The sequence below is a fragment of the Pseudomonas sp. NFACC02 genome, assembly GCF_900110765.1.
Taxonomy (GTDB): Bacteria; Pseudomonadota; Gammaproteobacteria; order Pseudomonadales; family Pseudomonadaceae; genus Aquipseudomonas.
The window spans coordinates 1-22,531 of the sequence record NZ_FOEO01000026.1 but is presented as its reverse complement, the minus strand read 5'-3'; the positions used below and the strand labels follow the sequence as shown (position 1 = coordinate 22,531).

The 22,531-nt window shown below is 60.9% G+C and carries 17 protein-coding genes; 14 read left to right on the top strand and 3 right to left on the bottom strand.

Features of this window, described 5'->3' with window-relative positions; translation table 11 throughout:
- Positions 1-131: 131 nt before the first annotated feature.
- Positions 132-872, bottom strand: a complete 741-nt coding sequence (gene rpsB, locus BMY73_RS19135) for a 30S ribosomal protein S2 (RefSeq protein WP_062383145.1) — start codon at positions 870-872, stop codon at positions 132-134.
- Positions 873-1,209: 337 nt separating this feature from the next.
- On the opposite strand from rpsB, the gene map reads away from it, so the two are divergent.
- The 3 genes from map to dapC all read left to right on the top strand — a co-directional run bounded on the left by map (position 1,210) and on the right by dapC (position 6,019).
- Complete coding sequence (gene map, locus BMY73_RS19130) at positions 1,210-1,992, top strand: type I methionyl aminopeptidase (RefSeq protein ID WP_062383148.1); 783 nt, start codon at positions 1,210-1,212, stop codon at positions 1,990-1,992.
- A 50-nt stretch (positions 1,993-2,042) separates the two neighbouring features.
- Positions 2,043-4,742: a [protein-PII] uridylyltransferase gene (locus BMY73_RS19125; protein WP_092409046.1), complete on the top strand. Its 2,700-nt coding sequence runs from the start codon at positions 2,043-2,045 to the stop codon at positions 4,740-4,742.
- A gap of 80 nt (positions 4,743-4,822) precedes the next feature.
- The gene (gene dapC / locus BMY73_RS19120; protein ID WP_092409044.1) at positions 4,823-6,019 is read left to right on the top strand and encodes a succinyldiaminopimelate transaminase; all 1,197 of its coding nucleotides are present in this window, start codon (positions 4,823-4,825) and stop codon (positions 6,017-6,019) included.
- Between the two features lie 16 nt (positions 6,020-6,035).
- Here dapC and BMY73_RS19115 read toward each other — a convergent pair whose 3' ends face one another.
- Positions 6,036-7,685 (bottom strand): Na+/H+ antiporter, encoded by a 1,650-nt coding sequence (locus BMY73_RS19115; RefSeq protein WP_092409041.1) that lies wholly within the window; start codon positions 7,683-7,685, stop codon positions 6,036-6,038.
- Between the two features lie 233 nt (positions 7,686-7,918).
- Between BMY73_RS19115 and BMY73_RS19110 the strand changes: the two genes are divergently transcribed.
- The 4 genes from BMY73_RS19110 to BMY73_RS19095 are packed head-to-tail and all read left to right on the top strand — an operon-like array spanning position 7,919 to position 11,006.
- Positions 7,919-8,275, top strand: a complete 357-nt coding sequence (locus BMY73_RS19110; RefSeq protein ID WP_062383165.1) for an ArsC family reductase — start codon at positions 7,919-7,921, stop codon at positions 8,273-8,275.
- 29 nt (positions 8,276-8,304) lie between these two features.
- Complete coding sequence (dapD, locus tag BMY73_RS19105; RefSeq protein ID WP_062383168.1) at positions 8,305-9,339, top strand: 2,3,4,5-tetrahydropyridine-2,6-dicarboxylate N-succinyltransferase; 1,035 nt, start codon at positions 8,305-8,307, stop codon at positions 9,337-9,339.
- A 60-nt stretch (positions 9,340-9,399) separates the two neighbouring features.
- Positions 9,400-10,605 (top strand): aminotransferase class V-fold PLP-dependent enzyme, encoded by a 1,206-nt coding sequence (locus BMY73_RS19100; RefSeq protein WP_092409039.1) that lies wholly within the window; start codon positions 9,400-9,402, stop codon positions 10,603-10,605.
- A complete protein-coding gene (locus BMY73_RS19095; protein WP_092409037.1) occupies positions 10,602-11,006 on the top strand; it encodes a SufE family protein in 405 nt (134 codons plus the stop codon). Before BMY73_RS19100 ends, BMY73_RS19095 begins: the two co-directional genes overlap by 4 nt.
- Positions 11,007-11,399: 393 nt before the next feature.
- Here BMY73_RS19095 and tcdA read toward each other — a convergent pair whose 3' ends face one another.
- Complete coding sequence (gene tcdA / locus BMY73_RS19090; RefSeq protein WP_092409035.1) at positions 11,400-12,230, bottom strand: tRNA cyclic N6-threonylcarbamoyladenosine(37) synthase TcdA; 831 nt, start codon at positions 12,228-12,230, stop codon at positions 11,400-11,402.
- 377 nt (positions 12,231-12,607) lie between these two features.
- Between tcdA and BMY73_RS19085 the strand changes: the two genes are divergently transcribed.
- The 7 genes from BMY73_RS19085 to BMY73_RS19055 all read left to right on the top strand — a co-directional run bounded on the left by BMY73_RS19085 (position 12,608) and on the right by BMY73_RS19055 (position 21,762).
- Complete coding sequence (locus BMY73_RS19085) at positions 12,608-15,196, top strand: glycosyltransferase family 2 protein (protein WP_062383183.1); 2,589 nt, start codon at positions 12,608-12,610, stop codon at positions 15,194-15,196.
- A 187-nt stretch (positions 15,197-15,383) separates the two neighbouring features.
- Entirely contained in the window at positions 15,384-16,535 is a 1,152-nt protein-coding gene (gene dapE, locus BMY73_RS19080) for a succinyl-diaminopimelate desuccinylase (protein ID WP_062383185.1), read from the top strand.
- Positions 16,535-17,344: a putative RNA methyltransferase gene (locus tag BMY73_RS19075; RefSeq protein WP_092409033.1), complete on the top strand. Its 810-nt coding sequence runs from the start codon at positions 16,535-16,537 to the stop codon at positions 17,342-17,344. The genes dapE and BMY73_RS19075 overlap by 1 nt, the downstream gene beginning before the upstream one ends.
- A gap of 77 nt (positions 17,345-17,421) precedes the next feature.
- Complete coding sequence (locus BMY73_RS19070) at positions 17,422-17,799, top strand: hypothetical protein (protein WP_062383191.1); 378 nt, start codon at positions 17,422-17,424, stop codon at positions 17,797-17,799.
- Positions 17,800-18,026: 227 nt separating this feature from the next.
- Positions 18,027-20,519: a glycerol-3-phosphate 1-O-acyltransferase PlsB gene (plsB, locus tag BMY73_RS19065; protein WP_092409031.1), complete on the top strand. Its 2,493-nt coding sequence runs from the start codon at positions 18,027-18,029 to the stop codon at positions 20,517-20,519.
- A 111-nt stretch (positions 20,520-20,630) separates the two neighbouring features.
- On the top strand, positions 20,631-21,029 hold the full coding sequence (locus tag BMY73_RS19060; protein ID WP_062383195.1) for a YbaY family lipoprotein: 399 nt from the start codon (positions 20,631-20,633) through the stop codon (positions 21,027-21,029).
- Between the two features lie 43 nt (positions 21,030-21,072).
- Positions 21,073-21,762, top strand: coding sequence for a DUF4197 domain-containing protein (locus tag BMY73_RS19055; RefSeq protein WP_092409029.1), 690 nt, complete (start codon positions 21,073-21,075; stop codon positions 21,760-21,762).
- Positions 21,763-22,531 lie beyond the last annotated feature (769 nt).

Sequence of the window (22,531 nt, the reverse complement as noted above, 5' to 3'; positions counted from 1 at the left end):
ATTCGTGAAAATCCATGGTGACAGCTGCGCATGACAATAAGGTCGATGGCAACGCCAGATGGTTTTCGAGGTGGCAAAAAGGGGGCAAAGCCCCCTTTTCGCGTACTGAGTAAACGCCAGGCGTTTGCTACTCAGCCTTCAACAGCTGCCGCTGGAGCTTCTTCAACGTAAACGTCGGTGCCGCCAGCAACGTTGTTGCGACCACGGATAACCGCGTCAGCCATCGAACCCATGTACAGCTGGATGGCGCGAATGGCGTCATCGTTGCCTGGGATGATGTAATCAACGCCTTCCGGGCTGCTGTTGGTATCGACGACGCCGATAACCGGGATACCCAGCTTGTTGGCTTCGGTGATCGCGATACGCTCGTGATCAACGTCGATAACGAACAGTGCGTCTGGCAGACCGCCCATGTCCTTGATACCGCCCAGGCTACGATCCAGCTTTTCCAGATCGCGAGTGCGCATCAGCGCCTCTTTCTTGGTCAGCTTGGAGAACGTACCGTCTTCAGCCTGAACTTCAAGCTCGCGCAGACGCTTGATGGAAGCACGGATGGTTTTGAAGTTGGTCAGCATGCCGCCCAACCAGCGGTGATCGACATACGGCGAACCGCAACGTGCCGCTTCTTCAGCAACGATCTTGCCAGCGGAACGCTTGGTGCCGACGAACAGAATCTTGTTTTTGCCCTGGGCCAGGCGCTCAACGAAAGTCAGTGCTTCGTTGAACATCGGCAGGGTTTTTTCAAGGTTGATGATGTGAATCTTGTTACGCGCGCCGAAAATGTACTTGCCCATTTTCGGATTCCAGTAACGGGTTTGGTGACCGAAGTGCACACCGGCCTTCAGCATATCGCGCATGTTGACTTGGGACATGATAGTTCCTTGATAAGTCGGGTTAGGCCTCCACGTATCCCAATGACCAACCAACGGCTTGAGCCGAGGGCACCCAGGTCATCGTGTCGACACGTGTGTGGGTTTGAGCTTTCGGGGCTTACCCCGTAAAGCGGCGCATTTTATATCACAAAAGTGCCGATAACGGAACCCGAAATAAGATGCTGTTTTACGGGACTTTTTGCCTGCATTGCGCGACCGGACGATGAGCCTGCCAGCCGCCATACAAGGATGCGATGATAACCCGCCCGGCGGCGGTCTGGTAGAATCGCGTTTTTCCGTGTTTAGCAGCGGCCCCGCCGCGCCGAGAGAGCCTTGTATGTCCGTTACCCTCAAAACCCCTGAAGACATCGAAAAGATGCGAATCGCCGGTCGTCTGGCCGCAGACGTCCTGGAAATGATCGGGGCGTACGTCAAACCTGGCGTCACCACCGACGAACTGGACCGCATCTGCCATGACTACATCGTCAACGAGCAGAAGGCCATTCCGGCTCCGCTGAATTACAAGGGCTTCCCGAAATCCATCTGCACGTCGATCAACCATGTGGTCTGCCACGGCATCCCCAACGAAAAGCCGCTGAAAGAAGGCGACGTGCTGAATATCGACGTGACCGTCATCAAGGACGGCTACCACGGCGACACCAGCAAGATGTTCCATGTCGGCAAAGTGCCCGAGTGGGCAGAACGGCTGTCGAGGATCACCCAGGAATGCATGTATAAAGGCATCGAAATCGTCAAACCCGGTGCACACCTGGGCGATATCGGTGAAGTCATCCAGAAACACGCCGAGAAAAACGGCTTTTCCGTGGTGCGCGAATACTGCGGCCATGGCATCGGCAAGGTGTTTCATGAGGAGCCGCAGGTCCTTCACTATGGCAAGGCCGGCACCGGCATGGAGCTCAAGGAAGGCATGACGTTCACCATCGAGCCGATGATCAACCAGGGCAAGCCCGACACGCGCCTGCTGGGTGACGGCTGGACAGCCATCACCAAGGACCGCAAGCTTTCAGCGCAGTGGGAGCACACCATTCTGGTGACCGCCACCGGCTATGAAATCTTCACCCTGCGCAGCGACGACACCATCCCACGCACTTCGGCGTGATCACCACGTGCTACATACACAGCCGGTATAGATAGAAGGAAAGCAGTTCGATGCCGCAGGTGGACCCAGATTTGTTCGATCGCGGCCAGTTCCAGGCCGAACTGGCGCTGAAGGCCAGCCCGATCGCTGCTTTTAAAAAAGCCATCCGTCAGGCCCGCGAGGTGCTGGACGAACGTTTCAAGGCTGGCCGGGACATTCGTCGCCTGATCGAGGATCGCGCCTGGTTCGTCGACAACATCCTGCAACAGGCCTGGGAACAGTTTGACTGGAGCGAAGACGCCGACATCGCCCTGCTGGCGGTCGGCGGCTACGGCCGCGGCGAGTTGCACCCGTATTCCGACATCGACCTGCTGATCCTGCTCGACAGCGCTGATCACGAGATCTTCCGCGACTCCATCGAGCGTTTTCTGACCTTGCTGTGGGACATCGGTCTGGAGGTGGGTCAGAGCGTGCGCTCCGTCGATGAGTGCGCCACTGAAGCCCGTGCCGACCTGACGGTGATCACCAACCTGATGGAAAGCCGCACCATTGCCGGCCCCGAGCGTCTGCGCCAGCGTATGCTGGACGTCACCAGCACCCATGAAATGTGGCCGAGCAAGGAGTTTTTCCTCGCCAAACGTGCCGAGCAGAAGACCCGCCACCACAAGTATTTCGACACCGAATACAACCTGGAGCCCAACGTCAAAGGCTCGCCGGGTGGCCTGCGCGACATTCAGACCATCCTCTGGGTTGCGCGGCGTCAGTACGGCACCCTGAATCTGCACGCGCTCGCCGACCAGGGCTTCCTGCTGGAGAGCGAGAACGCGCTGCTGGCAGCTTCCCAGGAATTTCTCTGGAAAGTCCGTTACGCACTGCACATGCTGGCGGGGCGTTCGGAGGATCGACTGCTGTTCGACTACCAGACCAATATCGCGCGTTTGCTGGGGTATCAGGACAGCGACGCGAAGCTCGCCATCGAGCGCTTCATGCAGAAGTACTACCGCGTGGTCATGAGCATCGCCCAGTTGAGCGACCTGATCATTCAGCACTTCGAGGAAGTGATTCTGTCGGACGACGCCAACACCGTCACCGAATCGATCAATTCGCGGTTCCAGCTGCACGACGGTTACATCGAGGCGACCCACCCGAACGTCTTCAAGCGTACGCCGTTCGCCATGCTGGAGATCTTCGTGCTGATGGCTCAGCGTCCGGAAATCAAGGGCGTGCGCGCGGACACCATTCGACTGCTGCGCGAACATCGGCACCTGATCAATAACGAGTTCCGCAACGATATCCGCAATACCAGCCTGTTCATCGAGCTGTTCAAGTGCGAGATCGGCATCCATCGCAACCTGCGCCGCATGAACCGCTACGGCATTCTGGGTCTGTATCTGCCGGAATTCGGACACATCGTGGGGCAGATGCAGCATGACCTGTTCCATATCTACACGGTCGATGCGCACACGCTGAACCTGATCAAACACCTGCGTAAGCTTCAGTACACGCAAGTGTCAGAGAAATTCCCGCTGGCCAGCAAGCTCATGGGCAAGCTGCCCAAGCCCGAGCTGATCTACCTGGCGGGCCTGTACCACGACATCGGCAAAGGCCGCGGTGGCGATCACTCGGAACTGGGCGCGATGGATGCCGAAGCCTTCGGCATTCGTCATCATCTGCCGCACTGGGACACTCAACTGATTGTCTGGCTGGTGCAAAACCACCTGGTGATGTCGACCACGGCGCAACGCAAAGACTTGTCCGACCCTCAAGTGATCCACGACTTTGCCCAGTTCGTGGGTGACGAAGTGCACCTCGATTACCTCTATGTGCTGACCGTCGCCGACATCAACGCGACCAACCCGACGCTGTGGAACTCGTGGCGGGCCAGCCTGTTGCGTCAGCTTTACACCGAAACCAAGCGCGCGCTCAAACGCGGCCTGGAAAACCCGGTGGACCGCGAGGAACAGATCCGCCGCACGCAAAGCGCTGCATTGGATATTCTCGTGCGCAACGGCACCGACCCGGACGATGTCGAGCAATTGTGGTCGCAACTGGGCGACGATTACTTTCTGCGCCATACCGCCGGCGATGTGGCCTGGCACAGCGACGCCATCCTGCAGCAACCGGCGGACGGCGGGCCGTTGGTCCTGATCAAGGAAACCACTCAGCGGGAGTTCGAAGGCGGCACCCAGATCTTTATTTACGCGCCAGACCAGCACGACTTCTTCGCGGTGACGGTGGCCGCGATGGACCAGTTGAACCTTAACATTCACGACGCACGGGTCATCACCTCGACCAGTCAGTTCACCCTCGACACCTACATCGTGCTCGACAGTGACGGTGGCTCGATCGGCGACAACCCTGAGCGGATCAAGGCCATTCGCGACGGTCTGACCGAGGCACTGCGCAACCCTGACGATTACCCGACCATCATCAAGCGTCGTGTGCCCCGTCAGCTCAAGCATTTCGCCTTCGCGCCCGTGGTGACCATCTCCAACGATGCGCAGCGTCCGGTCACAGTGCTTGAACTGAGCGCACCCGATCGCCCCGGCCTGCTGGCGCGCGTCGGCAAGATTTTCCTGGAGTTCGATCTGTCATTGCAGAACGCCAAGATCGCAACGCTTGGCGAGCGCGTGGAAGACGTGTTCTTCCTGACCGACGAAAACAACCAGCCGCTGTCCGACCCGCAACTGTGCAGCCAGCTGCGTGACGCGATCGTCCAGCAGTTGAGCGTCAACCCGGAGCCGAGCAGCGAACTGCGGATCAGCATCTGAGACCCGATTCCCCGACCTGAACATTCGATTCAAGGCGCCTTCTCCAAGGGAAGGCGCCCCGTTCTTGAGACCGATCGCCCATGAATAATGCCCTGCAACAGCTTCAGCCCTACCCGTTCGAAAAGCTTCGCGCCCTGCTCGGCAATGTCACGCCGAACCCGGACAAAAACCCGATTGCGCTTTCTATTGGCGAACCCAAGCACACGTCGCCGGCATTCGTCGCCAAAGCGTTGGCCGACAACCTCGACCAGATGGCGGTCTACCCGACCACAGCCGGTATTCCGGCACTGCGCGAAGCCATCGCCACTTGGTGCGAGCGTCGTTTCAGCGTCCCTGAAGGCTGGCTGGACGCAGGCAAACATGTGCTGCCTGTCAACGGAACCCGTGAAGCGCTGTTTGCCTTTACCCAGACCGTGGTCAACCGCAGCGATGACGGCCTGGTGGTAAGCCCGAACCCGTTCTACCAGATCTATGAGGGCGCAGCGTTCCTGGCCGGTGCCAAGCCGCACTACCTGCCCTGCCTGGCCGAGCACGGCTTCAATCCCGACTTCGACGCCGTGCCTGCCGATATCTGGAAGCGTTGCCAGATCCTGTTCCTGTGCTCGCCGGGCAACCCGACGGGCGCATTGATCCCCGCCGAAACGCTGAAAAAGCTGATCGCACTGGCCGACGAACATGACTTCGTGATCGCCGCGGACGAGTGTTACAGCGAGCTGTATTTCGACGAACAGACCCCGCCGCCAGGCCTGCTCACTGCCTGCGCCCAACTGGGCCGCAAGGACTTCAAGCGCTGCGTGGTCTTCCACAGCCTGTCCAAGCGTTCGAACCTGCCGGGCCTGCGTTCAGGGTTCGTGGCCGGCGATGCCGAGATCCTCAAGGCCTTTCTGCTGTATCGCACCTACCACGGCTGCGCGATGCCGGTTCAAACCCAACTGGCGAGTATCGCGGCGTGGAACGATGAAGCGCACGTTCGGGCCAACCGGGACCTGTACCGCGAGAAGTACGACGCGGTGCTGAACATTCTCGCTCCCGTCATGGATGTCCAGCGGCCCGATGGCAGTTTCTATCTGTGGCCGAACGTCGGCGGGGATGACGCACAGTTCTGCCGCGATTTGTTCGTGACACAACACGTTACCGTGGTGCCAGGCTCCTACCTGTCCCGCGAGGTAGATGGCTTCAATCCTGGCGCCGGTCGAGTTCGCATGGCTCTGGTCGCGCCGCTGGCCGAATGCGTCGAGGCTGCAGAACGGATTCGTGAGTTCGTCCTGAACCGTTGAGCACGTCGCGGCAGCGCTATTTGGCTAACCCCAGATTGGCTTCGTTCAAGTCAAGCTCTGCCAGCACGATACGCAGCACGTCATCACCGATCTGGTGATGGCGGTGCAGGCTGTACAGCTCCAGTCGCTGGGCCCGCAGTGCATTGATGCGCATCCGTTTCTCCAACTGTTCCATCTGGAACGCCAAGGCCTGGGCCTCGGCGGTGTCGTTGAAAATCTCCAGACGATGCCGGTATTCGGACATGATCCGTGACTTCACTTCAGTGGCCAGCACGGCCTGGACTGCGTCGGGCGAGGTGCCGGTGGCGCCGGGAATTTCCTGGTTTTCCAGCGTCTGGATGGCGGCTTCAGCGGTACGCTTCCATGCGTCACGGACTTCGCGCTTGAGGCGCAGGTCCGGCTCGGAAACCCGTCCGCGCAACAGCAGCGGCAAACCGATGCTCGCGCCCACCAATGACAGCAAGATCACGCCTGCCGCGATAAATATCAGCAAATCCCGCTCGGGAAACTCGACGCCCGCGGCCAGCAACGTGGGCACCGACAGCGTACCGGCCAGGGTTACCGCGCCCCGAACACCTCCCACCGTCAGCAGCAACGATGAGCGGGGCGACAACTCCACCAGGCCCTCGTTATGCCCGCGCCAACGCCCTGCCAGCACCATCAGACGCCAGACGCTGCGCACCCAGACATAGCGCAGCACCGCCAAAACCACAAAGATCGCCAGCACATCAAGGCAACGCCACAGCAATGTCGGCCAGAGGGTAGGCTCGTGATGGGTGACTGCACTGACGATGTCCGGCAGTTGCAAGCCCAGCAGCAGGAAAATCAGGCCGTTGAAGGCAAACTCCAACAAGGTCCAGACACTGCGGTTGAGCAACCGGGTGCTGGTCTGACGCGGCAGCAGGTCCACCCAGCTCTGCATCATGCCCGCCGCCACCGCCGAAAGAATGCCCGACAGTTCGAGTCGTTCTGCAAGCACATACGCGGCAAACGGCAGCAGCAACATGAAGACGACGTGGGTCGCCGGATCGTCCCAGCCACGCATGATCATCCAGCTTCGGAAGCGTCCCACCAGCCAGCTCAGCACTACCCCGACCGCCAGGCCGCCGAAGGCCACCAGCAAGAACGTGAGGCTGGCGTCAGTCAGGGAAAAGACGCCGGTGATGGCCGCTGCCAGGGCGAACTTGAAGGTTACCAGGCCCGTCGCATCGTTCATCAACGCCTCGCCCTGCAGAAGCCGCATGATCGGTGCAGGCAACCGGTCCTGAGCAATCGCGGACACCGCCACGGCGTCTGTCGGTGACAACACGGCGGCCAGCGCGAAGGCCACCGGTAACGGAATGGTGGGCAGCAGCCAATGAATGAAATACCCCGCACCAATGACGGTGAAGATCACCAGCCCTACCGCCATGGTCAGGATCGGGCCGCGATAACGCCAGAAATCGCGTTTGGGCATGCGCCAGCCGTCGGAGAACAGCAACGGTGGCAGAAACAGAAAAAGAAACAGCTCGGGGTCCAGCGCGACATGCAGGCCCAGCGTTGGCCACGCCAACAGTGCGCCCGCTGCGATCTGAACCAGAGGCAATGGCAGCGGGATGACCCGGGCCAGCAATCGCGAGACACCTACCAGCGTCAACAGGATAAGGACGGTATAGGCTGTCTGCATTGCGTATTTCCCCGGGCGAGCGACTGTTTGACTGACACCCGGAGCAGACCCGCGTGCAGCGTCGAAGTGCCATAGTAGCGGTTCAAGCTTGGGCCACGTCCTGATACCTAGGTATGACTGAATACCAAAATCCGCGGTAAACCCATTCAAAGCATCGGCAGTCCGCGCCCAAGTGGTTTGTACGTGGCATAATCCGTCACCGTTTTTTTCCATATTCCAAAGGGGGCAAGCTCATGGCCGATAAAAAGTTGCACCTTTACGGGATCAAAGCCTGTGACACGATGAAGAAGGCTCGCACCTGGCTTGATGAAAAACCGGTGAGCTACGATTTCCACGATTACAAAACGCAGGGCATCGACCGCGAACACCTGACCCAGTGGTGCAATGAGCACGGCTGGCAGACGGTGCTCAATCGCGCCGGTACGACCTTTCGCAAGCTGGACGAGGCGCAGAAAGCCGATCTCGACCAGGACAAGGCGATCGAACTGATGCTCGCCCAACCGTCGATGATCAAGCGTCCGGTGCTGGATCTTGGCGGCAAAACCCTGATTGGCTTCAAACCCGAACTGTACGCAGCAGCTATCGCCTGATTGAGATAGCCATTTAAAGAGGTATTCACATGTCCACTTCCCTGTTCAGCCTGGCCTTTGGCGTTGGCACTCAAAACCGTCAAGGCGCCTGGCTGGAAGTTTTCTACGCCCTGCCGCTGCTCAACCCGTCGGCTGAAATCGTCGCGGCGGTTGCGCCAGTTCTGGGTTACACCGGTGGCAATCAGGCCATCACTTTCAACACCGATCTGGCCTCGAAGCTGGCTGACGCACTGAAGTCGGTGGACGCTGCGCAGGCTGCGCTGCTGACCCGTCTGGCCGAAAGCCACAAGCCGCTGGTCGCCACGCTGCTGGCCGAAGACGCCGCGCTGACCTCCACGCCTGAGGCTTACCTCAAGCTGCATTTGCTGTCTCACCGTCTGGTCAAGCCTCATGGCCTGAGTCTGGCGGGCGTGTTCCCGTTGTTGCCGAACGTGGCGTGGACCAGCCAGGGTGCCATCGACCTGAACGAGCTGGCCGAGCGTCAACTGGAAGCCCGTCTGAAAGGCGAGCTGCTGGAAGTCTTCTCCGTCGACAAATTCCCGAAAATGACCGACTACGTGGTGCCGGCCGGCGTGCGCATCGCCGACACCGCTCGTGTACGTCTGGGCGCCTACGTCGGCGAAGGCACCACCGTGATGCACGAAGGCTTCGTCAACTTCAACGCTGGCACCGAAGGCCCTGGCATGATCGAAGGCCGTGTGTCGGCGGGTGTGTTCGTCGGCAAGGGCTCTGACCTGGGCGGCGGCTGTTCGACCATGGGCACACTGTCCGGCGGCGGCAACATCGTGATCAAAGTGGGCGAAGGCTGCCTGATCGGCGCGAACGCCGGTATCGGTATTCCGTTGGGTGACCGCAACACGGTGGAAGCCGGTCTGTACATCACTGCAGGCACCAAGGTCGCCCTGCTGGACGACAAGAACGAACTGGTCAAGGTGCTCAAAGCCCGTGATCTGGCGGGTCAGCCTGACCTGCTGTTCCGTCGCAACTCGCAAACCGGTGCCGTGGAATGCAAATCCCACAAGTCGGCCATCGAGTTGAACGAAGCGCTGCACGCTCACAACTGATCGACTCGCAGGCACGAACTCACGTTGAATTCGTGCCTGCGGTGCAGAGAGCGAGATCCTATGTCCCTCATTTCCCCTTGGCGCGCTGACTTCCCTGCCCTCGACGCCCTTGAACGGCAAGGCCAGACCTACCTGGACAGCGCCGCCACAGCGCAAAAGCCTCAAGCCCTGATCGACGCCCTGACGCACTATTACGCCACCGGTGCCGCCAACGTACACCGTGCGCAGCATTTGCCAGGGGCCATGGCCACCCAGGCGTTCGAGGACACTCGTCAGAAAGTGGGCGAGTGGCTGCACATCGGTGCTGGCGGGCAGGTCGTCTTCACCCACGGCGCAACCTCGGCATTCAACCTGCTGGCGTACGGGCTGGAACATCTGTTTCAGGCCGGCGACGAGATCGTTGTCAGCGCACTGGAACACCACGCCAATCTGCTGCCCTGGCAGCAACTGGCTAAACGCCGCGACCTGAAGCTGGTGGTGCTGCCGCTGACGCCACAAGGCGTGATCGATCTAGACGCCGCTCGCGGCCTGATCAACTCACGCACGCGTCTGCTGGCCGTCAGTCAGTTATCCAACGTGCTGGGCACCTGGCAGCCTGTTACCGCGTTGACTGCATTGGCGAAGACTCAGGGCGCTATCACCGTAATCGATGGCGCTCAAGGCGTGGTTCACGGTCGCCACGACGTGCAGGCGCTGGGCTGCGACTTTTACGTGTTTTCCAGCCACAAGCTGTACGGCCCGGACGGCGTCGGCGTGCTGTTCGGTCGGCACGAGGCGCTGGCGCAATTGAAACCTTGGCAGTTCGGCGGCGAGATGGTGCTGCAGACCGATTACCACCACGCCACCTTTCGCCCTGCCCCGCTGGGCTTCGAAGCTGGTACACCGCCTGTGTCCGGCGTGATCGGGCTGGGCGCGACGCTGGACTACCTGAGCGATGTCAATCACCTCGCAGCCGCCGAGCATGAGATGCGCCTGCACGCGCTGCTGCGGGCCGGGCTGATGTTGCGCGAGGGCGTGCGACTGGTGGGTGAACCAGAAATCGCGTTGGCGAGCTTTGTGATCGACGGCGTGCACAACGCCGATCTGGCGCACCTGCTCACCGAACAAGGTATCGCCGTGCGTGCGGGTCACCATTGTGCGATTCCGCTGATCAACAGCCTGGGCCTGTCCGGCGCCATTCGTGTATCGCTGGGGCTGTATAACGATTCCGATGATCTGGCGCGGTTTTTCAGCGCACTGGACCAGGCACTGGAGTTGCTGCGATGAGCCTTCCCGATGCCGCCCGTACCGCACTGGAAACCTTTGGCACGTCGCTGAGTTGGGAGCAGCGCGCCCGCTTGCTCATGCAATGGGGCGACCGCCTCCCCGCCATGGCTGACGAAGAGAAGACTGCCGAGCACCTTGTGGACGGCTGCGAGAGCAAAGTCTGGTTGCTCGCCGACGTCATCGACGGTCACTGGCAGTTTCGTGCCGCGAGCGACGCGCGGTTGATTCGTGGGCTGGTGGCGCTGCTGCTGGCACGAGTCAACGGTCTGACGGCGCAGGATCTGCAAAAGGTCGATCTGCCGGACTGGTTCAATCAGCTGGGCTTGAGCCGCCAGTTATCACCGTCACGCAGCAACGGCCTGAATGCGGTGTTGCAGAGGATGCGGCAGTTGGCGGGTTGAGCCATGAGATGTTGAATCCAAGCAGCGCAAAGCGCTCTGGCTTTTGATCTTCTTACCGCAGCAGGCCAGACACCACAAAACGCGACTTGGGTGCAGGCTGAACGCAGGCGGCGCGGAGTGGGTCGAGCGGCATGGATGCCGCGAGAGCGCCGTCAGGGCATGGATGCCCGTTCGGCGCGGGCCCACGGAGCGTCGCCGGAGTGAAGGAACCCGACGCAGGAGGGCCAAGCCGGGAGCCTGACACTTGGTTACTTGGTGTCTTTTCAAGTAACCCGCCGAAGGCGGAACAGTTTGGCCGTTAGGACAAACCAAACCATCAGCGTCACCCCGAATAGTGGTAATGAACACCCTATAAGTGAGATTGCTCGCTCAACGGTCAAGACCGCCAGACATTCAGGACTGAGCTTCTTCCTTCGCCTTGACCCGATCAGCCGGGCGCCTTACGCCCGCGACGATCTTATCCACTGCTTTGGTGGCAGCCACCATACCGAAAGTGGCGGTCACCATCATCACCGCGCCAAACCCACCGGCGCAGTCCAGCTTCACGCCGTCGCCGACAAAGCTTTTCTGCAGGCAGATACTGCCATCCGGCTTCGGGTAGCGCAGTTGCTCGGTCGAAAACACACACGGCACGCTGTAATGACGAGTAACCGTGCGCGAGAAGCCATAGTCGCGACGCAGGGTCGAACGCACTTTTGAAGCCAGCGGATCGTTGTAGGTGCGGTTGAGGTCACAGACCTGAATCAGCGTCGGGTCGATCTGTCCGCCCGCACCGCCGGTGGTGATGATCTGGATCTTGCGCCGCTTGCACCAGGCGATCAGCGCCGCCTTCGCGTTAACACTGTCGATGCAGTCGAGCACGCAGTCGATGTTCGGCGTGATGTACTCGGCCATGGTCTCGCGGGTGACGAAATCAGCCACGGCGTGCACGGTGCAATCCGGGTTGATTTCGCGCAAACGGTCAGCCATGACCTCGACCTTGGGGCGACCGACTGTGCTGGTCAGGGCATGCAACTGGCGGTTGCTGTTGCTGACGCAGACGTCGTCCATGTCGAACAGCGAGATCTCGCCCACGCCGCAGCGGGCCATGGCTTCCGCCGCCCAGGAACCGACGCCGCCAATGCCGACCACCGCGACATGGGCCGCGCGCAAGCGCTCCAGGCCTTCGATGCCGTACAAACGGGCGACGCCAGCAAACCGCGGATCTTCTGTGCTCATGACCAATACCCCAAAAAACCGGCGCGCATTATAGGCCCTGCCGAGGATTGGGACAGCAGTGGGTGACGGGTGTTTGGTCAGAAAACCTGAAGGTGATCGCTGCGCGATGTGAGCCGGCCTGGTGCGGGTCGGGGTCGGACGAATGCGGTTGCTCAGCCAATACAGGCTTCACTGACACACCGCGTTCGCTGCCGTCGTAACCTCCGACGTCTACTACAGAAAACAGTGTTCGCCGATCGGAACGGGAAAACTCCTCGCCATAGATAGCGAAAAAAACTACATTTTTCCCGGAATAGAACTTCAACCTTTGTCGGTTGCCAAAGCTCTCGCTGGCTGACGTCTGTCAGCTTCTCCCTGTTCCCCTCTTGGAACCCGAAGTACCTATGCCATCGCGTAAATTTGGACTCAACCTGGTTGTCGTCGTGGCCATCGCCGCGCTGTTTACCGGTTTCTGGGCGCTGATCAACCGCCCGGTCACGGCCCCCAACTGGCCCGAACAGATCTCTGGATTCTCCTACTCTCCGTTCCGACTGGGCCAAAGCCCTCAAAAAGGCGTCTACCCGTCCGACGATGAAATGCGTCAGGACCTGGAGATCATGAGCAAGGAGACGGACAACATTCGCATCTACTCGGTGGATGGCAGCCTCAAGGACATCCCCAAGCTGGCCGAAGAATTTGGTTTGCGTGTCACCCTGGGCATCTGGATCAGTCCGGACCTGGAACGTAACGAGCGCGAGATCAACACCGCCATCGAACTCGCCAACACCACCCGCAGCGTCGTTCGCGTGGTCGTAGGCAACGAGGCGCTGTTTCGCGAGGAGATCACTCCCAAGGATCTGATCGCCATTCTCGACCGCGTGCGCGCGGCGGTGAAAGTGCCGGTCACCACCTCCGAGCAGTGGCACATCTGGGAGAAATACCCGGAGCTTGGAAAGCATGTCGATCTGATCGCTGCACACATCCTGCCGTATTGGGAATACATCCCGATGGACAAGGCTGGCCAGTACGTACTCGACCGGGCGCGGGAGCTGAAACACATGTTCCCGAAAAAGCCGTTGCTGCTGTCTGAGGTCGGCTGGCCAAGTAATGGCCACATGCGTGGCGGCGCCGACGCGACCCAGGCCGATCAGGCCATTTATCTGCGCACGCTGGTCAACAAGCTCAACCGTCAGGGCTTCAACTACTTCGTGATCGAAGCCTTCGACCAGCCGTGGAAAGCCAGCGACGAAGGCTCGGTCGGCGCGTACTGGGGCGTGTTCAACGCAGCACGCCAGCAGAAATTCAACTTCGAAGGCCCGGTGGTTGCGATCCCGCAGTGGCGAGTATTGGCCATCGGATCCGCAGTGTTGGCGATGTTGGCACTCGCCCTGCTGCTGATCGACGGCTCGGCCCTGCGCCAGCGAGGCCGCACCTTCCTGACATTTGTCGCGTTCCTCTGCGGCTCGGTCCTGGTGTGGATCGGCTACGACTACAGCCAGCAATACAGCACCTGGTTCAGCCTGCTGGTCGGGTTCCTTCTGGCGCTCGGTGCTTTCGGGGTCTTTATCGTGCTGCTAACCGAGGCGCACGAACTGGCCGAAGCGGTCTGGACCCACAAGCGACGTCGTGAATTCCTGCCAGTCGAAACGGACACCGCCTACCGACCCAAAGTCTCGGTGCATGTGCCCTGCTACAACGAGCCGCCGGAGATGGTCAAACAGACCCTCAATGCGCTGGCCGCGCTGGATTACCCGGACTTCGAAGTGTTGCTGATCGACAACAACACCAAGGACCCGGCCGTCTGGGAACCGGTGAAGGCTCATTGCGAGATGCTTGGCGAGCGGTTCAAGTTTTTCCACGTTGCACCACTGGCCGGCTTCAAGGGTGGCGCGCTGAACTACCTGATCCCGCACACCGCACCTGACGCGGAAGTGATCGCGGTGATCGACTCGGACTACTGCGTCGACCGCAACTGGCTCAAGCACATGGTCCCGCACTTCGCCGACCCGAAAATTGCGGTCGTGCAATCGCCGCAGGACTACCGCGACCAGCATGAAAGCGCGTTCAAGAAGCTGTGCTATTCGGAATACAAAGGTTTCTTCCATATCGGCATGGTCACCCGCAACGACCGTGACGCGATCATTCAGCACGGCACGATGACCATGACCCGTCGCTCGGTACTGGAAGAACTGGGCTGGGCCGACTGGTGCATCTGTGAGGACGCCGAACTGGGCCTGCGCGTGTTCGAGAAAGGTTATTCGGCGGCCTACGCTCACAACAGCTACGGCAAGGGCCTGATGCCCGACACCTTCATCGACTTCAAAAAGCAGCGCTTCCGCTGGGCCTATGGCGCGATCCAGATCATCAAGCGTCACGCCGCCAGCCTGCTGCGCGGCAAGGACACCGAGTTGACCCGTGGCCAGCGCTATCACTTCCTCGCCGGCTGGCTGCCCTGGGTCGCCGACGGCATGAACATTTTCTTCACGGTCGGCGCGCTGCTGTGGTCGGCGGCAATGATCATCGTGCCCAACCGGATCGATCCACCGCTGCTGATTTTCGCGATTCCGCCGCTGGCGCTGTTTTTCTTCAAGGTCGGCAAGATCATCTTCCTGTACCGTCGCGCCGTCGGCGTGAACCTCAAGGACGCGTTCTATGCCGCGCTGGCCGGTCTGGCGTTGTCGCACACCATTGCGAAGGCAGTGCTGTACGGTTTCTTCACCACCAGCATCCCGTTCTTTCGCACGCCTAAAAATGCCGACAGCCACGGCCTGCTGGTCGCGATTTCCGAGGCGCGGGAAGAGCTGTTCATCATGTTACTGCTGTGGGGCGCGGCGCTGGGCATCTGCCTGGTGCAGGGGCTGCCGAGCAATGACATGCGTTTCTGGGTGACCATGCTGTTGGTGCAATCGCTGCCGTACCTGGCGGCGTTGATCATGGCCTTCCTGTCTTCGCTGCCGAAACCCAAGGCGGCGACAGAGCCCGCCACGGCCTGAAACAAAAGTGCGCTCGACCAAACGGCGGCCTTAGGGTCGCCGTTTTGCTTTAAGATATCCGCCGTTTTGTAGGAGCGCGCTTGCCCGCGAATGCTTTGTGTCAGATACCTATGATGTGCCAGACAGAACGCATTCGCGGGCAAGCGCGCTCCTACAGGGTTAACACTCCTACTTCTGCGGACCTTTCATGACAGCCCCAGCCGACCTCTCGCCCACTCTGCAACTCGCCTGCGACCTGATCCGTCGCCCATCGGTCACGCCGCTCGACGCCGACTGTCAGGCCGTGATGATGAAACGCCTGGGTGATGCCGGCTTCATGCTGGAACCCATGCGCATCGAGGAGGTGGATAACTTCTGGGCCACCCACGGCACGCAGGACGGTCCGGTGCTGTGCTTCGCCGGTCACACCGACGTGGTGCCGACCGGTCCGGTCAAGGCCTGGCAGAACGACCCGTTCGACGCGCTGATCGACGAAAACGGCATGCTGTGCGGCCGTGGCGCGGCGGACATGAAAGGCAGCCTGGCGTCGATGATCATCGCCACCGAGCGCTTCGTCGCCGATTACCCGAATCACAAGGGCAAGGTCGCCTACCTGATCACCAGCGATGAAGAGGGCCCGGCGCACCATGGCACCAAAGCCGTGATCGAACGCCTGGCGGCCCGCAAGGAGCGTCTGGACTGGTGCATCGTCGGCGAACCTTCGAGCACCACCCTCGTCGGCGATGTGGTCAAGAACGGCCGTCGAGGCTCGCTCGGCGCCACCTTGACCGTCAAGGGTGTGCAGGGCCACGTGGCCTACCCGCATCTGGCCAGAAACCCTATTCATCTGGCGGCTCCGGCGCTGGCCGAACTGGCGGCCGAACATTGGGACGAAGGCAACGCATTCTTCCCGCCCACCAGCTTCCAGATTTCCAACCTGAACTCGGGGACGGGCGCGACCAACGTGATTCCGGGCGACCTGACGGCGGTGTTCAATTTCCGGTTCTCCACCGAATCCACGGTTGAAGGCTTGCAGAAGCGCGTCGCCGACATCCTCGACAAACATGGCCTGGACTGGCACGTGGAATGGGCACTGTCGGGCCTGCCGTTTCTGACCGAACCGGGCGCGCTGCTCGACGCGGTGTCGGCCAGCATCAAGACCGTCACCGGTCGCGACACCCAGCCGTCCACCAGCGGCGGCACGTCGGATGGGCGTTTCATTGCAACTCTGGGCACGCAGGTGGTTGAACTCGGGCCAGTCAATGCGACCATTCACCAGGTCAACGAACGCATCCTGGCGAGCGATCTCGACGTGCTCACCGAGATTTACTATCAGACCCTGGTCAAGTTGCTCGCCTGATGCTGACCTGCCCGATCTGCTCAGCGCCGCTCGACGCAGCGGACAACGGCGTGGTGTGCCCGGTGGGCCACCGCTTCGACCGCGCCCGCCAGGGTTACCTGAACCTGCTGCCGGTGCAGCACAAGAACAGCCGCGACCCCGGCGACAACCAGGCGATGGTCGAGGCGCGCCGCGACTTTCTCAATGCCGGGCATTACGCCCCGGTGGCCAGACGCCTGGCTGAGCTGGCCGCCGAGCGTCATCCTGCCCATTGGCTCGACATCGGCTGCGGAGAGGGTTACTACACCGCGCAAATCGCGACGGCCCTGCCCGATGCCGACGGTTATGCACTGGACATCTCCCGCGAGGCGGTCAAGCGCGCCTGCAAGCGAAATCCTGACCTGACGTGGTTGATTGCCAGCATGGCCCGCGTGCCGCTGCCAGACGCCAGCCTCCAGTTCATCGCCAGCGTGTTCAGTCCGCTGGACTGGGCAGAAGCCAGGCGCTTGCTGTCGCCCGGTGGCGGCCTGATGCGTGTGGGGCCGACCAATGAACATTTGATGGAGCTGCGCCAACGCCTGTACGACGAAGTCCGTGACTACGCGGACGAAAAGCACCTGGCGCTGGTGCCCGAGGGCATGACCTTGCAGCACAGCGAAACCCTGACGTTCAAGCTGACGCTGGTCGATGGTCAGGCCCGCGCGAATCTGCTGGCGATGACGCCGCACGGTTGGCGCGCCAGTGCCGAACGACGGGCAAGCGTGGTCGACCAGACGGAGCCGTTCGAGACCACGGTGTCGATGCGTTACGATTATTTCGTTCTGCAGTAAGCACCCGGCGACCGGCATCGAACCTGTACACCGAACGAATCCGCGAATGGATTTACCAGAACACTCACGAGGCCGCCATGCGCCAACCCGATATCGAGATTTACCTGAAAGACGCTGATGTCGATCACAAAGCCATTACTGCGTGGCTGACGGCAGACATCGGCCCGTGCAGCGAATGGGTCCAGAAAGGCCAGACCTGGAAGTGCAAGGCGGGCGACATCCCCGTGACCTGGATTCCCAAGGCCGTCGGCAAGTGGAATAGCCTGTGCCTGGACAGCGACCAGACGCCCTGGGAAGACGACATCGCCTGCGCCCGCGCCGCCTTCTCCGCCCTGAACGTCGAAGTCCGCTGCGCGCCGGGCACCTGGGTGGAAGAAGAGAACGACGAAGACGCCGACCGCTGGATTCGCATCAGTGCCGACGGCGAAGAAGAGATCACCTGGCGGACGTCGTAAGGCGACATGCGCACTCCTCTCTCACAGGTTACGAATCACCTGGGGGAGTGAGCTTGCTCGCGAAAGCCATGTGTCAGTCCCTGAAGATGCAGGGACTGAACGCCTTTCGCGAGCACGCTCGCTCGCACAGGACGAGGCCCTCGTCCCTGCGCGCAACTTTGCCCATCCCCGCCATATGCGGCAAACTGGCCGCTTCGTGGGCATTGACCCCCTAGCGCAGAATTCGTATGACCCGTTCCCCGTTCCGCCGTCTTGTGTTTGGCACCCTGCGTCGCTTGCTGTACCTGTGGGTGCGTTCGGAAACCATCAATCAATCGTCGTTTACCCTCAATCTGGACCGCAGCCGTCCCGTCTTTTATGCGCTGCAGAATCCGTCGCTCAGCGACCTTGCCGTACTCGACACCGAGTGCCGCAAAGCCGGTCTGCCGCGTCCTGTGCTGCCGGTTGCGGTGGGCAATCTGACCGAACCCGCCGCCTTCTTTTACCTGACGCCCGAGCCTGACTGGCTGGGCCGTCAGGACAAACGCGGCGCGCCACCTGCCCTGGAGCGCCTGGTGGGCGCCGTGACGCAAAATGCGACCGAAGACGCGCAGATCATTCCCGTCAGCGTGTTCTGGGGCCAATCGCCGGACAAGGAAGACAGCCCCTGGAAACTGCTGTTCGCCGACAGTTGGGCCGTCACCGGGCGTCTGCGCCGTTTCGTCACGATTCTGATTCTGGGGCGCAAGACCCGGGTGCAGTTTTCCGCCCCCGTCCACCTGCGCGAACTGGTCGACGAAAACAAAGGCTACGAGCGCACAGTGCGCATGGCCCAGCGCCTGTTGCGCGTGCATTTCCGCAACCTCAAGACGGCCACTATCGGTCCCGACCTTTCGCACCGTCGCAACCTGGTGAAAGGGCTGGTCGCCGATCCCTTGGTCAAACAGGCCATTCTCGACGAGGCCGCCCGAGAGAAAATCCCGGAAGCCAAGGCCCGCGAGAAAGCCCTGCACTACGGCAACGAAATCGCCTCGGACTACACCTACACCGCGATTCGCTTTCTGGAAGTGGTGCTGAGCTGGTTCTGGAACAAGATTTACGACGGCATCAAGGTCAGCCATCTGGAAGGCGTGCAGAACGTCGCCCAAGGCAACGAGATCATCTATGTGCCCTGCCACCGCAGCCATATCGACTACCTGCTGCTGTCGTACCTGCTGTTCCGCAACGGCCTGACGCCGCCGCACATCGCGGCAGGCATCAACCTCAACATGCCGGTCATCGGCGGCCTGCTACGGCGCGGCGGTGCGTTCTTCATGCGCCGCACGTTCAAGGGCAATCCGTTGTACACAGCGGTCTTCAACGAGTACCTGCACACGTTGTTCACCAAGGGTTTCCCGGTGGAGTACTTCGTCGAAGGCGGGCGTTCGCGCACCGGTCGCATGCTGCAACCCAAGACCGGCATGCTCGCGATCACGATGCGCAGTTTCCTGCGCAATTCCCGCACGCCGATCGTGTTCGTCCCCGTGTACATCGGTTACGAGCGGGTGCTCGAAGGCCGCACGTACCTCGGCGAATTGCGCGGCGCGGCGAAGAAGAAAGAATCGATCTTCGACATTTTCAAAGTCATCGGCGCACTCAAGCAGCGTTTCGGTCAGGTGTCAGTCAACTTCGGCGAGCCGATCAAACTGGCCGACTTCCTCGACCACGAACAACCGGACTGGCGCACTCAGGAGCTGGGCCCGGTCTTCAAACCGGCCTGGCTCAACGAGACCACTCACCGCTTGGGCGAACGCGTGGCCCGGCATCTGAACGAAGCGGCCGCGATCAATCCGGTCAATCTGGTCGCGCTGGCCCTGCTGTCGACGAACAAGCATGCACTGGACGATCAGGCCCTGGCGCGCGTGCTCGACCTGTACCTGACGCTGCTGCGCGCGGTGCCTTACTCCCCGCACACCACGTTGCCGGACGGTGACGGCCGTGCATTGATCGAGCACGTGAAGGGAATGGACTTGCTGTCCGAGCAGAAAGACGCGCTGGGCAAGATTCTGTACCTGGACGAGCAGAACGCCGTCCTGATGACGTATTACCGCAACAACGTGTTGCACATTTTCGCGCTACCCTCGCTGCTCGCGAGTTTCTTCCAGAGCTCGTCGCGCATGAGTCGCGAGCAGATCCTGCGCTACGCACGCGCGCTTTACCCGTACCTGCAAGCGGAGCTGTTCATTCGCTGGTCGCTGGACGAACTGGATGCCGTCATCGATCAATGGCTGGCGGCGTTCGTCGAACAGGGCCTGCTACGCTTCGAGAATGATGTCTACCTGCGCCCCGCCCCGAGCTCACGTCACTTCGTGTTACTGACCGTGCTGTCGCGCGCCATCGCCCAGACCCTGCAGCGTTTCTACATGTCGATCTCCCTGCTGCTCAATAACGGCCAGCACACCCTGACGGCAGAACAGCTGGAGGACCTGTGCACGATCATGGCCCAGCGCCTGTCGATCCTGCATGGCCTGAACGCGCCGGAATTCTTCGACAAGAGCCTGTTCCGCCACTTCATCCAGACGCTGCTCGACCAGGACGTGTTGCGCAAGGACGAAAACGGCAAACTGGGTTATCACGCGCTGCTGGGGGAACTGGCCGAAGGCGCCGCCAAGCGTGTATTGCCCGCCGAAATCCGCCTGTCCATTCGCCAGGTGGCACTGCATCGCAATGAAGAAGTCGTAGACACGGACCCGGGCGTCTGACGCAGTGCCCCTTCCCCTTTGGGAGTGCGCTTGCTCACGAAGGGAGCCGTCCGCACATAACCGTTTTCACCGTGTAAGCGCACGCCGTCGCACGCCAAGGAGATCCACCCGATGAAACACATTCTGCTGACCTTGATGACCACCGTCCTCGCCGCGTGCGCCCATGCCCCGGACAACCTGCCCGGCACCCTGGACGGTGAGGTGTTTTACCTTCAACGCATGGCTTTGCCGCCGACCGCTACGCTGAAGGTCACGCTTCAGGATGTGTCGCGGGCCGATGCGCCCGCACAGACACTGGCCAGCCAGAACGGCCCGATCAAAGGTCAGGTGCCGCTACCGTTCCACCTGACCTACGATCAGAAACAGGTTCAACAGGGCCACACGTACGCCGTCAGTGCGCGCATCGAAGTCGACGGCAAACTGCTGATGATCAGCACCGAGCGCTACACCGTGGACCTGACGCTGGAGGAAAAACCTCCTGTGAAGATCCGTTTGAACCCGGCCCGATAAACCGGCCGCCCCTGCTTTCGCTTTTCTGAAAAGGACATAACCCATGCTGCTTCGCACACTTTCATTCACGGGCCTTTGCGCCGGCCTGATGTTCTCGGCCAGTGCATTCGCGCTGTCGCTCAGTGACCTGTCGCAATCGGACGCGACCGGCGGCCTGAAGGATGCGCTGACCCAAGGCGCCCAGATCGCTGTCAAGCAACTGGGTGTGCCGGGCGGTTTCAGCAACAACAAGGACGTGCGCATCGAACTGCCGGGCAAGTTGGGCAAAGTCGCGAGCAAGATGAAATTGCTGGGGATGGGCACTCAGGTTGAACAGTTGGAAAACAGCATGAACCAGGCGGCTGAAGCCGCCGTGCCCCAGGCTCAGGCGCTGTTGGTCGATGCAGTGAAGAAGATGAGCGTGTCGGATGCCAAGGGTATTCTCAGCGGCGGCAAGGATTCGGCCACTCAGTACCTGAACACGTCGAGCCGCGAACAGATCCGCGCCAGGTTCCTGCCGATCGTGAAGCAGGCCACCGACAAGGTGGGTCTGGCGCAGAAATACAACGCTTTTGCCGGTCAGGCGGCGAGTCTGGGCGTGGTCGATGCGAAGGATTCGAACGTCGAGGGCTATGTGACCGAGAAGACGCTGGACGGGTTGTTCAAGATGATCGCCAAACAGGAAGAGAGCATTCGCGCGAATCCGGGCGCCGCTGCGACGGGTCTGGCGAAGAAGGTGTTTGGGGCGCTGTAAGCGCTTCGCTTTCTTTTTTGACGGCTTTTAAGTCGTGTGTATATCCGTTATTCGGGGGGCGCTGATCTTGTTCTGCCTAACGGCAGAAGCGTTCCGCCTTCGGCGGGTTACTTGAAAAGACCCCAAGTAACCAAGGGTCTGAACTCCCGGTTTGGCCTCGACTTCGTCGAGGTTCCTTCACTCCGGCGACGCTCCGTGGGCCCGCGCTGAACGGACATCCATGTCCTCGCAGCGCTCTCGCGGCATCCATGCCGCTCGGCCCACTCCACACCGCCTGCGTTCAGCCTGCACCCAAGTCGCGTTTGGTGGCGTCTGGACTGACGAGGCAGGAAAAGCAACAGCAACAGCAACAGCAACAGCAGTCGTAAAACAAGTGTCATGGAAGTCCGCTGATTCTGCCGAAGGCGTAGGAACGCGCTTGCTCTGGGCCGTACTCGGACGATCTGTCGCGCAGCGGCAGCAAAATCAGGCGACTTGGTTGTACCTGACACACCGCATGCACCGGTTTTGCTGCCGGTTCCCGGCAGATCGCGGGACAAGCCACGCTCCTACAAGAGAGAAGTGTGCGGGAAATGGATGCACGACCCAAGAATGCGAGGAGCGCTAGCTCCAGCCCGAGCTGTTCATATACGCGACAGCCCAGACACCACAAATCGCGACTTGGGAGCAGGCCAAACGTAGACGACGCGCAGTGGGTCGAGCGGCAGGGATGCCGCGAGAGCGCCGTCAGGGCATGGATGCCCGTTCGGCGCGGGCCCACGGAGCGTCG

Coding starts and splice junctions, on each gene's coding strand:
- rpsB (WP_062383145.1), bottom strand. CDS start 872: ATGTCCCAAGTCAACATGCGCGATATGCTGAAGGCCGGTGTGCACTTC.
- map (WP_062383148.1), top strand. CDS start 1,210: ATGTCCGTTACCCTCAAAACCCCTGAAGACATCGAAAAGATGCGAATC.
- BMY73_RS19125 (WP_092409046.1), top strand. CDS start 2,043: ATGCCGCAGGTGGACCCAGATTTGTTCGATCGCGGCCAGTTCCAGGCC.
- dapC (WP_092409044.1), top strand. CDS start 4,823: ATGAATAATGCCCTGCAACAGCTTCAGCCCTACCCGTTCGAAAAGCTT.
- BMY73_RS19115 (WP_092409041.1), bottom strand. CDS start 7,685: ATGCAGACAGCCTATACCGTCCTTATCCTGTTGACGCTGGTAGGTGTC.
- BMY73_RS19110 (WP_062383165.1), top strand. CDS start 7,919: ATGGCCGATAAAAAGTTGCACCTTTACGGGATCAAAGCCTGTGACACG.
- dapD (WP_062383168.1), top strand. CDS start 8,305: ATGTCCACTTCCCTGTTCAGCCTGGCCTTTGGCGTTGGCACTCAAAAC.
- BMY73_RS19100 (WP_092409039.1), top strand. CDS start 9,400: ATGTCCCTCATTTCCCCTTGGCGCGCTGACTTCCCTGCCCTCGACGCC.
- BMY73_RS19095 (WP_092409037.1), top strand. CDS start 10,602: ATGAGCCTTCCCGATGCCGCCCGTACCGCACTGGAAACCTTTGGCACG.
- BMY73_RS19085 (WP_062383183.1), top strand. CDS start 12,608: ATGCCATCGCGTAAATTTGGACTCAACCTGGTTGTCGTCGTGGCCATC.
- dapE (WP_062383185.1), top strand. CDS start 15,384: ATGACAGCCCCAGCCGACCTCTCGCCCACTCTGCAACTCGCCTGCGAC.
- BMY73_RS19075 (WP_092409033.1), top strand. CDS start 16,535: ATGCTGACCTGCCCGATCTGCTCAGCGCCGCTCGACGCAGCGGACAAC.
- BMY73_RS19070 (WP_062383191.1), top strand. CDS start 17,422: ATGCGCCAACCCGATATCGAGATTTACCTGAAAGACGCTGATGTCGAT.
- plsB (WP_092409031.1), top strand. CDS start 18,027: ATGACCCGTTCCCCGTTCCGCCGTCTTGTGTTTGGCACCCTGCGTCGC.
- BMY73_RS19060 (WP_062383195.1), top strand. CDS start 20,631: ATGAAACACATTCTGCTGACCTTGATGACCACCGTCCTCGCCGCGTGC.
- BMY73_RS19055 (WP_092409029.1), top strand. CDS start 21,073: ATGCTGCTTCGCACACTTTCATTCACGGGCCTTTGCGCCGGCCTGATG.